Consider the following 12,714-nt stretch of genomic DNA (forward strand, 5'->3'; position numbering starts at 1 on the left):
GGGGTCAGTCCACGGTGTGACGGAACGCAACGAGCAGGCCCGGTCCGGCGGCCGGGTCGTCACGCTCAGTTGCAGATCTTCTGGGCGCGTGACTCCCGGAAGGACTCGCCGTGCTGCGGGAAGTACCACGTCACGCGCCGGTAGGCCTGCTCGCCGTCGCAGTCGCCGAGGTCGAACGCGACGACGGTGGCGCGGTCCTGCACGCCGCGGGCGCCCGGCTGGTCGCTCGGCCGGTAGAGCGCGGTGCCGCGACCCGTGGCCCGGTCGTCGCCCCAGTTCTGCCAGGTGATGCCGGTGACCAGACCCCGGTCGGGCCCGCCGTCGATCTCCGCGGGCCGCACGGCACCGTAGCCGCGCTGCGTCCCCTGGCTGCGCCCGAGGGCCGGGCCGTCCCCGGCGCTCGTGCTCGTCGCGGGCACGATCGGCGCCCCGACCACCGGTGGCGGCGGCACGGTGCTGGTCGGCGCGGCCGTCACGCTGACGGCCGGGACCGGGGCCGGTGCGGCGCTCGTCGTGCCCACGGCCCCGCGCGCCAGCCAACCGCCGGCCCCGCCGAGGGCGAGCAGGAGCAGGCCCGCGAGCGCGAGGAGCGGCCACCGGGGCCCGGTCCCGACGACGGGAGCGGGTCCCGTGGGCGGGGCGCCCACCAGGGTGGGCTCGGGGTCCATCGGCGCTCCCGTCGGCGCTCCCGTCGACGCCGCCGGGACCGGGCCGGTCGGGGGCATGCGGACGGTGAGGGGCTCACCGGACGGCGGAGTGCCCGTCGGCGCCGCACCGCTGCCTCGTCGCTCCACCACCGGTACTCCCGTCCGGTTGCTCCTGGTCGGCCCGTCGGGCCGACCGTCGGGCGGAGTATGCCGCGCCCGGACGGCCACGGTCGAGGACCCCGCCGGGGGACGACCCGTCGTCAGGACGGGGTCGACGGGGCCTGCGCCCGGAGCAGGTCACCGCGGCTGACCATCCCGACCACCCGGTCGTCGTCGCCCAGGACCGGCAGCGAGCGGTACCCGCGGCGCACCATCGCCTTCGCGACCTTCGGCAACGGCACGTCGTGCCGGACCGCCGTCGCCCTCGCCGTCATCGCCTCGCCGCACGTCCGCGGAGCGGGCCCGCGGCCGGAGAGACGGTCGGGCAGGAGGTCGGCCTCGCTGACGACGCCGAGCAGCCGGTCGTCGTCGTCGAGCACCGGCAGGGCGCTCAGCCGTTGCGCCGCGAGCCAGGACGCGGCGTCGCCGACCGGCGTGGCGGGGACCGCGACCCAGCACTCGTCGATCGGCGTCATGACCTCGCCGGCGGTGGCTCCGACGCGCGGGCGGTCGGGCGGGGGGACGTCGAGGTCGACGTCCGGGGTGCCGAGCAGGCGGTCGAGCAGGGAGCGGCGCTCGGGGGTGCGCAGCAGGTCGCCCCGCGTGACGATCCCGACGAGCACGCCCTGGTCGACCACCGGCAGCACCCGGACCTCGCCGTAGCGCCGCATCCGGTGCGCGACGATGCCGACGAGCGTGTCCGGCCCCACCGTCATCGGGTCGCGGGTCATGTACTCCGCGACCCGCGCGTCGGCCCGCCCCTCGACGTCGGCCCGCAGCAGGTCCAGCGTGGTGACGATCCCCCGGAGCCGCCCACCGCCGTCGGTCACCGGCAGGGCCGAGAACCGGTTGGTGGTCACGAGCGTGCGGGCGTCCGCCAGCGGGGTGTCGGGCCGGACCGTGACGACACCCCTCGTCATCACCGCCGCGACCCGCACCCCCGGAGTTCTACCGCCCGTACGTGATGGACGCACCCGTCGTCGCGAGCTGGTCGCGGGAGAACCGCTGGGCGTCGGCGAGGCTGCCGCCCAGGCCCGCGCGGTAGACCGAGTCGTCCGCGGGCACGTCGGTGAAGAGCAGGTCGAACCGGCAGGCGTCGGCGAACGGGGTCCGGGTGCCCCACCGGTCCACCGCGTAGCCCGTCGGCGGGACCGCCGCGGACGCCACCCGCGTCCCGTCCGCGGACCAGATTGACGCGGTCCGGCCCGACGCCGACGGCGCCGTGCACGGCACCCCGGGCAGCGTGGCGCCGGACACCGCGACCACCACCGACCCCTGCACCGTCATCGTCGACGACCCCGACGAGAGGACCGCGACGATCCCTCCGGCCGTCACCAGCGCCACGACCGCCGCCACGAGCCACCGCACCGCCGGTCCCCGGGACGGGGATGCCGGTGCGGGCGGGACCGGGGCCTCCGCGTCGAGCCACCGGATGCCGCTCGGCGGGGTCGGCGTCCACGGCTCCAGCGGCCGCCGCGGCGACGGGATGTTTTCCCCGACAGTTGAACCGAGCACTCCGATAGGGGGTGCGGTGCGGTCGAGCTGGGTCACGTCGCCTCCGTGTCGGTGCGAGCCCCGGTGTCGGCGTCGACCTCAGGTCATGGTATTGCGCAGGTGCCGGCCGAAGTAGACCACGTGCACCGAGCGCGTGCGCTCCACCCAGGTGAAGTAGATCCTCGGTGCGAGGCCGGCGGACGAGATCTTGATGTGGGACTCCACGATCCGCGGTTCGCCGTCGACGTCGAAGGTGCGGGTGTCGGGCCAGCGGTCCATCACCGACTTCGACTCGCGCATCGCGAGCTTGCGGGGACTGGCCGGCCAGGCCATCGGGTGCCCGGAGTTCCAGCACCACTGGAAGAAGTCGGCCTCGATCCCGTCGCGGGAGCGGGCGCGGGAGTACCAGGCCAGCGCCCGGAGCGCCCGCCACGCCTGCTCGCCCCACGCCGCTCCCGCCGACTGCCGGTCGAGGAGCTCCAGGTCGACCCCGGCCGTCGTCGGGAAGGTCAGGTAGGGGCCGAGGTGCTTGCGGGCGAGGGCGGCCGCGTCGCTGCAGTCGCGGGCGTGGACGGGGGCGACGTCGAGGTCCTCCAGCCCGGCGTCCGCGCGTTCGCCGCGCAGCCGCGCGAGCTCGCCGGACAGCGACCGCAGCTGGTCACGCAGGCTCGCGACCTCGTGCTCCAGGTCGCCGTACTCCTCCATCACGCCCTCGGACAGGGACCGTTCCGCGGCGAGGTCCTGCTCGAGGTCCGCGATCCGGGCGGTGGCCTTCTCCAGCGTCGCGCCGACCTCGGCGGGCGCCTGGGCGTCGAGATGGGCCCGCGCGCGGTCGTAGGAGTCGGGCGGGCGCCGGCCGGTGGACAGCGGCGCGACGAGGCCCGCGACGAGCCGGCCCGCGAGGCCGGGCTTGGTCCAGAACCGCTCGGCGCGCAGGTCGAGGCACGCGTCGTCGGACTCCCCGGCGGGGTCGAAACCCGGGAGGTACACGCGCAGCCCGCCGGGGCCGATCGGGGTCGGCTCGCCGAGCGCCTCGGCCAGCGCCGACCCGCCGTCGGGATCGATGACCGTGACCGGCGCGAGCCCCGCGACGTCCCGCACCGTGCGGCGCACGACGGCGTCGAGCACCCGCCCGTCGTCGACCCCGACGTCCTCCCCCAGGTCGGCGAGGACGACCACCGGGACGTCGCGGTCGGCGAGCGTGACGAGGTCGGCGAGCTCCTCCGCCCCGTCCCGGCCGTGGAACCGCGTCGGGGCCGCCCGCAGCGGGACCCCCCGCCGCGTCGCCTTCGTGGCGGTCAGGAGTTCGCCGACGAAGATCGGCGGCCGCGGCACGATCGGCTCGTTGGGGTGGTGGGTGGACGCGTCGACGTCGACCCACACCCACGCGCGGGCCCCCTCGTGCTCCGCCGTCCCGCCCGACCACGTGCGCAGCGTGGTGGTCCACCGGATGCCGTCGCGGCGGTTCGCGATGAACACCGCCCGGACGATCGCGGTGATCTTGGTGTCGGTCGGGTCGCGGTGGACGTCGCGGCGCAGCGTGTACCGGTCCTGCTTGCTGGTGCGCGTCCGCGGCCCGGCCGGGGTCAGCGGACGGTGGTCCCGCTCGGCGGCCCGCTCGGCCCAGCGGGTGAAGGCGTCGTCGGCCAGCTCGACGGCGGCCGGGTCGTCGGAGGCCCAGATCGCGCGGTAGAGCGTGCCCATGCCTCTCCCCTGCTCGGCGCCCCGGTCCTCCCCCAGGATCGTGGCATCCGGGCCCGGTGACCAGTTCTCGACCTGCCGCCGCGGCGCCGGGCCGGTCTTGACGGCCGCCCGGTGGAGCCGCCCGCGCCGGCGGTTCCCCCGGACGTTCCGGCGCGCGATCGGGGTCGCCCCCGGTAGCACTGCCCCGTCGCGTGGACGCGACGGCGCCCGGACGGGTCATGACGCCGAGCACGAGGGGACCCTGCGTGACTACCGCGAGATCGCCTCGACCTCCCACCGACCATCACCGCGGAGGTCCAGCCGTCGGTCGTGGAACGCCTCCAGGCTCGACCGGTGCCCGACGCTGACCAGGACCGACGTCGGCAGTTCCGTGCGCACCAGCGTGTAGAGATCGTGCTCGAGCCCCTCGTCGAGCGCGGCCGTGGCCTCGTCCAGGAACACCACGTCCGGGCGGGCCAGGACGAGGCGCGCGAACCCCAGCCGCTGCTGCTCGCCCGGCGAGAGGACCTGCCACCAGACCTCGTCGTCGTCGAGCCGGTCCGCCAGGTGCCCGAGCGCGACCGCCCGCAGGACGCGCACCGCCTCGTCGTCGTCGACCTGCTCGGGCGGATTCGGGTAGGCGAGGGCCGTGCGCAACGTGCCCAGCGGGAGATACGGCTGCTGGGACAGGAACATCGAGCGTGGCCCCTCCGGACGCTCGACCGTTCCCGCGGCGTACGGCCAGAGGTCGGCGAGGCTCCGCAACAGCGTGGTCTTGCCGTAGCCGGAGCGGCCGGTGATCAGCAGCGTGTCCGCCTCGGCGAGGCAGAGATCGAGGTTCTCGACGAGGACCGTGCCCTCGGGGGTCCGCACGGTCAGCTCGCGGACGGCGACCCCGTCCGCGCGGTCCTCCGCCGCGACGGTCGGGAGCGCACGGGCCTGCTCGTCGGCGTCCAGGAGCCCGGTGAGCCGGTCGAGCACCGCGCGGTAGCCGGCGAACGTGTCGTAGGCGTTGCGGAAGAAGCTCAGCGAGTCGTGGACCTGACCGAACGCCTGGGCCGTCTGCTGGATGTCCCCGAGGCTGATCTGCCGGGCGAAGAACCGCGGTGCCTGCAGGACGATCGGGAAGATCTGCGACACCTGGGTGACGACGAGGTTGAAGCCGTTGAACTTCAGGGTCCGGACGACGATGCGCCGGTAGTTCGCGATGACGTCGCGGAACCGCCCGTCCAGGGTGCGGCGTTCCACGGGCTCGCCGCGGTAGAAGGCGATGTTCTCGGCGTTGTCCCGGACCCGGACCAGCGCGTAGCGGTAGTACGCGCCCAGCCCCTCGTTGAGGAAGTTCAGCCTGATCAGCGGCCTGCCGATCCGGAACGCGAAGACCGTCGCGACGATGACGTAGAGGAACGCGATGAACGTCATCGCACGCGGCACCTGGACGCCCAGGAGCGTGAACGGCCCGGACAGCTGCCACAGGATGATCGTGAACGACGGCAGCGTGACCAGCGCCTGGACCGCCCCGCTCGGCCCGATCGACAGCGAGTAGGAGTTCTGGGCGAAGGAGGCGATGTCCGTCTGGATGCGCTGGTCGGGGTTGTCGACCTGCGTCTCCGCGAAGCGGGACCGGTGGTAGACGCGGTCGCCGAGCCAGTCACGCAGGAAACGGTCGGTCAGGTACTCCCAGAGCCGGATGAGGAACCGCTGCCCGACGTAGTAGGTGACGAGCGCTTCGGCGACGGACAGCGTCGCGAGGACGGCGAAGACCCCGAGGGACCGCCAGAACGCCCCGGCGTCGAGGTTCTGCAGCGCCGTGTAGAGATCGTTCGTCTGGTACGTGTACAGGATCGTCAACCGGACCTGCAGCACCACCAACGCGAGCAGCCCCAGCACGTAGAACACCGGCCGGTAGCCGTCGGGCCCGGTCCGAAGGTCCATCCACGGACCCGCGAGGCGCCAGAACTGCCGCCCCCACGTCAGGGAACGGACGATGATCGTCGCCACGATGGCGAACCCGATGACGGTCGCGACCCAGACGCCCGCGATCCAGGCCAGGCTCCGCAGCCACTCCGTGCCCCAGTCGATCGACTCCACCGCATTCCCCCTGCTCATCGCCCCGACCCGGTTGGCGCGGGAGAGTAGCGAGGGGGTCTGACGATGTTGTTACGGGTGCGCGCGTCGGGCGGACTGGGGCAGGCTGTGTCCCGACCGGACCGTCGTCGCAGGGAGAGAGCACGTGCCACGGACGCCGTTCGGCGAACTCCCGGAGTCCGACCACCCGCCGTCCGACGACCCGGACGACGGCTACTGGCCCGGGGAGCGCACGACGTGGGGTGGCCGCGGTCGGGTCCCCGTGTTCGTGGTCCTCGGCGTCCTCGCGGCGGTGCTCGTCGTCGTGCTCGCGCTGACCTTCCTGTCCGACTCGGACGCCGGGTCGGGCGCGGCCGCGGTGGGGGGCCCGCCGCCCCCGGTGCTCGCAAGTGAGGGCGTCACCCCGGGGACGCCGGTGCAGCTCGGGGGCTACTCGTACACGGTGGGCGTCGGCCCCTTCGTGGCCAGCGCACGCGGCTCGACGGCAGGCTCGCACCTGCTGCTCGCGCCCCTGGTCGTACGGAACACGTCGGGCGCGCCCGCCCCGAACCCGGTGGCGTCGTTGCGGGTGCAGGTCGGGTTGGCGTCGTTGCCGGCGTCGGTGACGACCGGCCCCTCGGCGGTGCTCTGCCAGAACCGCCCGGCGGTGTCGCCGCTCGGGTCGGGCCCGGCGTCCTATCCCGGACTGCCCGCCGGCGCGTGCGTGCTCGAGGCGCGGACCTCGGTCTCGGGCGGGTCGGCGATGCTGGCCCCCGACGAGGAGGCGGGCGGGACCCTGCTCTCCACCCCGGTCCCGGACGCCGTCACCGACTCGGCCGCCTCGGTCTGGACGGAGACGACACCCGGGACGTGGCAACGGGTGGGCTGACGGGTCCGGCCGCGGGCAGCGGCCTCGGATGTCAGTGGCGCGGGGCGACCTGACGGGCGCCCGGTGCCACTGACATCCGGTCCGCCGTTCCGGGAACGCCGACCACGAGTGGCATCTGAGGCAGGACCGGGACCTCCGGTCCTGCCCGGCGCGCACCTCGTGGCCGGCGCCACCCGCCGCCGAGCGCGACGGGCGGATCCGGACCTGTGTGGCGTGTCGCCTCATCTCGTGGGCGTGTCGCCACACACGTCCGGACCCCCGTGGGCGGGCCGCCTCCCTCGCATCGGCCCGCCCGGTCTCGGCGACCGTCAGGTGGAGATCAGGTTCGAGGTGATGGCGGAGGCGTCAGAGGGTGCCTGCGCCGTGCTCCCGTCGGTCCCGTCGGTCGACGAGCCATCGGTCAGTCCACCGTCCTTGGAGGGCGTCTGGTCGCCGGGCAGACTGGTGAGCCCATCGGGTGCCGAGCCGTCGGCCGTGGAGGTCGTACCCCCGTCGACCGGCGGCGTCGTGCCCGGGTCGGGCTTCGTGCCCGGGTCGGGCTTCGTGCCCGGGTCCGGCTTCGTACCCGAACCCGGCAACGTCGGGGTCCCGCTGGTGCCCGGGTCGGGCTTCGTGCCCGCGTCCGGCAACGTCGGGGTGCCCGTGGTGCCCGGGTCCGGCTTCGTGCCCGCGTCCGGCAACGTCGGGGTGCCCGTGGTGCCCGGGTCCGGCTTCGTACCCGCGTCCGGCAACGTCGGGGTGCCCGTGGTGCCCGGGTCCGGCTTCGTACCCGAACCCGGCAACGTCGAGGTGCCCGTGGTGCCCGGGTCCGGCTTCGTACCCGAACCCGGCAACGTCGGCACTCCAGGCAGTCCCAGCATCCCCGGGAGCATCCCGTCCGGGTGGGTCGGCTTCACGTGCTCGCCCGTCGAGCCGTGCCCGTGGTGCTTGCCGCCGTGGTGCTTCCCGCCGTGCTCGCCCCCCTGGCCACAGCCGCACTCGTGGGTCTGCTGGTGCTCGTCGGACTCCGTGCTGTGGGTGTGCGTCGTCGGCATCTCACCGGCGAGCGCGACACCGGCGCCGCCACCGGCGAGCGTCAGCGCCGCGACGGTGGCGAAGGCGCCCCGTCCCGCGATGGTGCCGAGCCGGCCGTCGCGACGGCGGGGAGCGTGGTGTGCACCCATGAGGTCCTCCTCGGGTCGTCCGTGGACATCGCACGGCAGGAGGACCCGGTGTCCCCCGAACCGGGAACGACGGTCACGGACCGTCGCTTGATGCGGATAACGAGGTGATCACGAACGGGTGACGGCACCATTCGCGAAAATCACGAAAAAGAACGCCGTCACGTCGGTGAGCAGCAGAAACACCGACATGGCCCGTCTGCACGACCCACCACGAATCGTGACCGAAAACAAAACCGACTAAGCTACCCCGGCACGCCGGGAGTCATGCACGATTTCCCGGAGCCATTCATGATCGGTCCGGGCCGCCCCGCGGACCGGGCCCCGCCTGTCGCCGTGATCACCCCGGCCGTCGGGGAAAGGTTCCGGAAAGTGGAACCAGCTTCGATACCGACGATGGACGCTGGCCGGGTGGGAACGCTCTCAGAGCGCTCGCCGGAGTCCGAGGGGGAGCGAGGGTCCCGGGGTGTCGGAGGGCCGCCCCGGGGCCGTCACCTCGGCCAGATCCTCGGCCGCGTCGGCCCAGGGCGTCCAACCGAGCGCGGTCGCGGTGCCGGCCGCCGACCGGAAGAGCCGCCGCGCCGCCTCGAGGTCGCCACGGGCGGCGCAGGCGAGGCCGCGGTACAGGTCGACCGGGCCCAGGAACGCCGCGCCGATCCCCACCACGACGGTGCCGCCCGGGTCGTCGGGCAGCGCCCGCAGGACGAGGTCGGCGGTCGGGCCGTCGTCGAGGGCGAAGGCGGCGCACGCGGCGAGGCAGAGCCCGACGCGGTCGAACAGCCCGGACTCGCGGCCCTGCCGTCGCCGGTGGAACTCGGCCAGGTGCGCGGCGGCCGCCGGAGGGTCGCCACCCTGCACCGCGTCCACGGCGGCGCAGGCCGCCCAGGCGGGCACGTTGGGGTAGTCGGCGGCGGTACGGGCGGGCAGGCCGCCGAGGACGGGCAGGCTCCCGGTCAGCAGGTGCCGGATGACGAGGTGGGCCCCGAAGGCGCCCAGGGCGTCGGCGATGCCGAGCTCCACACCGCGCTGGAACGCCTCCTGCGCCGCGTGGTCGGACTCCTCGATCTTGCCCGCCGCCAGCATCAGCGACGCCTCGACCAGACGCACCGCCCACATCGTGCGCGGGCGGTGCCGCCGCTCGGCCTCCGGGGCCAGGGCGGCGTGCAGGTCCATGGCCCCGGCCAGTTCACCGCCGCCGACCAGTGCTGCCACGAGGAGCTCGTCGGCCTCGAACCGGAGCGCGGTCACACCGGCCGCGCGGGCCAGGTGCGCCGCCCGACGGGCGGTCGCGACCCGCTGCGCCGACGGGATCGACAGGCCGAGCTGCAGGTAGGCCTCCGTGACGGCCACCTCGGCGGCGAGCACCGGCTCGTCGGCGGTCGCGCCGAGGGCGAGCAGTTCGGCGAGCAGGGCGGCGGACCCCTCGATGTCGAGCTGCTGTTCCTCGACGACGAGGCCGCGCAGCACCCGTGCCCGCTGGACGTCGGTCAGGGGCAGCCCGTGCACCCGTCGCAGCCGCTCGAGGCGGCGGGGGCGGCCGGCGATCGACGGCCCCTGCGCGTCGTCGCCGAGCGCCGCGGTCACCGCGTCGGCGATGTCCGCGGCCGGGTCGGCGACGACGGCGTCGAAGAGGTCCGCGGCCTCCTCGACCCGGCCGAGCCCCTCCAGCACGAGTCCCCGCAGCATCCGGGCGTGGACGGGCTGCGACGTCGCACCCGCCGCGACGTCGAGCAGCTCCAGCGCCGCCGCCAGCGCGCCGTCCTGGTAGGCGGCGTGCGCCGCGGGCAGGTGGGCGTCGGCGACCTCGGCGGCGGGCAGCAGCGCGGCCGCCCCGACGGTGTGGCGCAGCACGGTGAAGGGCTCGGCGTCGGGGCCGAGCGCGGCGAGCCGTGCCCGGTGCAGCTGTGCCCGGACCACCGGGGGGACGGCGTCGAGGACGGCCGCCGCGGTCAGGTCGTGGCGGAAGGCGAAGCCGTCGGGCGTGGGCACCACGAGGGTCATCCGGACGGCGGGTCGGAGGTCCCGCGCAAGGGTGCGGCCGTCGGTGCCGAGGGCGTCGGCCAGGGCGGCCAGCGACGCGGGACCGAGGACGGCCATGGCCTCCAGGGCGGTCCGGCACTCCTCGGGCAGGGCGTCGAGCTGGTGGTCCAGCAGCGGGCGCAGCCGGGCCGGGACCCGGCGGGTCGCGGCCTCGCGCGACTCGTCGTCGGGCAGGTCGCGCAGTTCGGCGAGCAGGGCCGAGAGGTGGAGCGGGTGGCCGCCGGTCCGCGCCCACAGCGTGGCGACGAGCCGCTCCGTGGCCGTGCCGCCCAGCGGGTCGCCGACCATCGCCCGCGTGCCGGCCTCGTCGAGCTCGGCGAGCGGGAGGCGGAGCACGCCGTCGAGCAGGGTGAGGTCGGCGGCCGCCTCGCTCCACGCCGGGTGCGCGGTCGCGTCCGGTTCCCGGGCCGCGACGAGCACCACGACCCCGGGCGGCAGCCCCGCCCCGCCGAGGCCGCGCAGGACGTGCAGCGAGGCCGGGTCGGCGCGGTGGGCGTCGTCGAGCACGACGAGGACCATCCCCTCGGCGGCCGCCGCGGCGGCGGACAGCCGTCGGCGCAGCGTCCGGCCCGGCGTCGGGTCGCGCAGCGACGGCGGCGCCACGCCGACGGCGTGCAGCGCCTGGACCCAGGCCGCGAACGGCGCCTGGTCGTGCTCCCACAGGCCGTGCCCGACCGTCGCCCCGCGTCGCTCGGCCTCCTCGGCGGCGGCGCGCAGCAGGGTGGACTTCCCGATCCCGGCCTCCCCGGCGACGATCACGATGCGCCCGGCGTGAGGGTCGTCGAGCGATTCGCGGATCCGCGCCAGCGGCGCACCGCGCCCGACGACGTCGCGGCGGCGCCGCTGCTCGGTGTCCAGCACCGTCCGCTCGGCGTCCCGGAGCGCGTCACCCGGGTCGACCCCGTGCTCGGTGCGCAGCCGCCGGCGGGTCCCGGTGACCAGCCGCAGCGCCTCCCCGGCGCGCCCCTCGGCGTGCAGGGCCAGGGCCGCGACGGCGACGAGCCCCTCGTGATCGGGGTCGCCGTCGAGCACGTCGGCGGTGAGCGCCACGACCTCGCGGGCGGACCCGGCCGCGAGCAGCTCCCGGGCCCGCGCCTCGACCACCTCGAGATGGCGGCGCCGTACCCGCCGGCGCTCGGCGCCGAGCCGCGGCCCGACCCGGCAGCCCGCGAACGCCTCACCGCCGTACGCGGCGAGCGCCGCGACCGCGTCGTCGGGACCGGCGTCGAGGAAGCGCGTGAGGTCCACGTCCTGCCGCAGGACCTCCAGCACGTAACCGCCGCCGGTACTCGTCACGACGGCGGGTGCGACCCACTTGCGCAGCCGGGTGATCTGGGTCTGCAGCGCCGCCGACGGGTTCTTCGGCAGCTCGGCGTCGTAGAGCTCGTCGATCAGCGCCGACGTGGCGACCGGCCGCCCCGGCTCCACCGCGAGGTGGGCGAGCAGCGAGCGCAGCACGGCGCTGCGCTGCGGCGGTGCGCCCACCACCGCCACCTCGCCCAGCAGACGGATCCCCGTCACCGCTCCCCCAGGAGTGACCGCCAGTGACATGTCATCTCGACCATACGTCCGATGTGGTTATCGACCTAGACCGGATCCAGCCGGGCGACGTACTGCTGGTGACCCCGATGCCGGGTGAGCCGCTCGGCGAGATGATCACCAGGCTCGACGGCTCGGGCTTCTCCCACAGCGGGATCGCCCTCGGCGGGGACGGGGTCGCGTCGGCGCACCTGTCGTTCTGCCGCAGCGACCCCTTCGACATCGGCGGCGTCCGCGCGGACCGGCTGTCGCACTTCTGGGAGCACGGCCAGCAGGTCTACCGCCTGCCCGTGCCCTCCGCCGACCGTCGCGCCGCGGCCCTCGACCGGCTCGCCGAGGTCCGCCTGCCCGACGACGACGGCCGGTTCTGCGTCCCGAAGCTCATGATCGTGGCGATCGCGCTGGCCAGCTTCGGCCCGGACCTCGCCCCGGCGGACGCGGCACGGGTCCGGGCCCAGGCGATCGAGGCGGCCCGGACGTGGGACGGCGTGGCCGACCGCCGCGAGTTCTTCTGCGCGGAACTGGTCGCGCACCTGCACGGCGCGCGGTTTACGGTGGAGGACCTCGCTCCCGTCGACCCGCAGGAACCGGGCCCGCGGACCCGCGAGGGGTTCCTCGACACCGTGCTCGTCCGCTCGATCGCCTTCCTCGCCGACGCCGAGCGCAAGGCCGCGTTCGAGGAGCTCGCGGTCGTCGTCGAGCAGGTGATGCCGACGTTCTTCGACCGGTCCGCCCTCGACATCCTGCTCAGTCCCTTCGCCCGGCACGACGGGGCGCCCGTGTCCCGGGGCCGGCGCAAGCCCCACAAGCGCCCTGCCGGCCGGGCCCCGGAGCAGGACTGGCTGCCGCCCGCCCTCGTGACGCCGCGGATGCTGCTCGACGCCGCGTGGACGGGCGACCAGGTCGAGCGCGTCCGGGAGCCGGCGGACTAGTTGTACTGACCGGACAGGTTGGTCAAGCGGGTGATGGGGGCTTGCCTGCCGATGGCGCTGTGGGGCCGGTGGTGGTTGTACTCGTGCAGCCACCCCGGCAGCGC

General features: G+C 75.2%; 10 protein-coding genes. 2 read left to right on the forward strand and 8 right to left on the reverse strand.

Annotated elements, in window-relative coordinates:
• Positions 1–65 precede the first annotated feature (65 nt).
• The 5 genes from A3CO_RS35595 to A3CO_RS0110035 form a co-directional block, all read right to left on the reverse strand.
• Positions 66–668: a hypothetical protein gene (locus A3CO_RS35595; protein ID WP_026204459.1), complete on the reverse strand. Its 603-nt coding sequence runs from the start codon at positions 666–668 to the stop codon at positions 66–68.
• Between the two features lie 239 nt (positions 669–907).
• Positions 908–1,726: a CBS domain-containing protein gene (locus tag A3CO_RS35600; RefSeq protein ID WP_157647349.1), complete on the reverse strand. Its 819-nt coding sequence runs from the start codon at positions 1,724–1,726 to the stop codon at positions 908–910.
• 28 nt (positions 1,727–1,754) lie between these two features.
• Positions 1,755–2,174: a hypothetical protein gene (locus tag A3CO_RS0110025; protein WP_018332112.1), complete on the reverse strand. Its 420-nt coding sequence runs from the start codon at positions 2,172–2,174 to the stop codon at positions 1,755–1,757.
• A gap of 225 nt (positions 2,175–2,399) precedes the next feature.
• Complete coding sequence (locus A3CO_RS0110030; RefSeq protein WP_157647351.1) at positions 2,400–4,004, reverse strand: hypothetical protein; 1,605 nt, start codon at positions 4,002–4,004, stop codon at positions 2,400–2,402.
• Positions 4,005–4,253: 249 nt separating this feature from the next.
• A complete protein-coding gene (locus A3CO_RS0110035) occupies positions 4,254–6,092 on the reverse strand; it encodes an ABC transporter ATP-binding protein/permease (protein ID WP_084681678.1) in 1,839 nt (612 codons plus the stop codon).
• 124 nt (positions 6,093–6,216) lie between these two features.
• Here A3CO_RS0110035 and A3CO_RS0110040 point away from each other — a divergent pair, with 124 nt between their 5' ends.
• Positions 6,217–6,939: a hypothetical protein gene (locus tag A3CO_RS0110040; RefSeq protein ID WP_018332115.1), complete on the forward strand. Its 723-nt coding sequence runs from the start codon at positions 6,217–6,219 to the stop codon at positions 6,937–6,939.
• 308 nt (positions 6,940–7,247) lie between these two features.
• On the opposite strand, the gene A3CO_RS35605 is transcribed toward A3CO_RS0110040, so the two are convergent.
• Entirely contained in the window at positions 7,248–8,102 is an 855-nt protein-coding gene (locus A3CO_RS35605) for a hypothetical protein (protein ID WP_051085905.1), read from the reverse strand.
• A 420-nt stretch (positions 8,103–8,522) separates the two neighbouring features.
• Entirely contained in the window at positions 8,523–11,660 is a 3,138-nt protein-coding gene (locus A3CO_RS0110055) for an ATP-binding protein (RefSeq protein WP_018332116.1), read from the reverse strand.
• A 53-nt stretch (positions 11,661–11,713) separates the two neighbouring features.
• Here A3CO_RS0110055 and A3CO_RS0110060 point away from each other — a divergent pair, with 53 nt between their 5' ends.
• Positions 11,714–12,610 (forward strand): hypothetical protein, encoded by an 897-nt coding sequence (locus tag A3CO_RS0110060; protein WP_157647353.1) that lies wholly within the window; start codon positions 11,714–11,716, stop codon positions 12,608–12,610.
• On the opposite strand, the gene A3CO_RS37965 is transcribed toward A3CO_RS0110060, so the two are convergent.
• Positions 12,607–12,714: integrase core domain-containing protein (locus tag A3CO_RS37965; protein ID WP_018332118.1), on the reverse strand; the 108-nt coding region annotated here is incomplete at its 5' end. The two genes, A3CO_RS0110060 and A3CO_RS37965, sit on opposite strands and share 4 nt — an antisense overlap.

Origin of the sequence: Actinomycetospora chiangmaiensis DSM 45062 (genome assembly GCF_000379625.1) — a bacterium.
Classification (GTDB): Bacteria; Actinomycetota; Actinomycetes; order Mycobacteriales; family Pseudonocardiaceae; genus Actinomycetospora; species Actinomycetospora chiangmaiensis.

What these genes read in the sequence shown, in the direction of transcription:
- A3CO_RS0110035 (WP_084681678.1), bottom strand. Translation starts at nt 6,092, where the DNA reads ATGAGCAGGGGGAATGCGGTGGAGTCGATCGACTGGGGCACGGAGTGG.
- A3CO_RS0110030 (WP_157647351.1), bottom strand. Translation starts at nt 4,004, where the DNA reads ATGGGCACGCTCTACCGCGCGATCTGGGCCTCCGACGACCCGGCCGCC.
- A3CO_RS35600 (WP_157647349.1), bottom strand. Translation starts at nt 1,726, where the DNA reads ATGACGAGGGGTGTCGTCACGGTCCGGCCCGACACCCCGCTGGCGGAC.
- A3CO_RS35595 (WP_026204459.1), bottom strand. Translation starts at nt 668, where the DNA reads ATGGACCCCGAGCCCACCCTGGTGGGCGCCCCGCCCACGGGACCCGCT.
- A3CO_RS35605 (WP_051085905.1), bottom strand. Translation starts at nt 8,102, where the DNA reads ATGGGTGCACACCACGCTCCCCGCCGTCGCGACGGCCGGCTCGGCACC.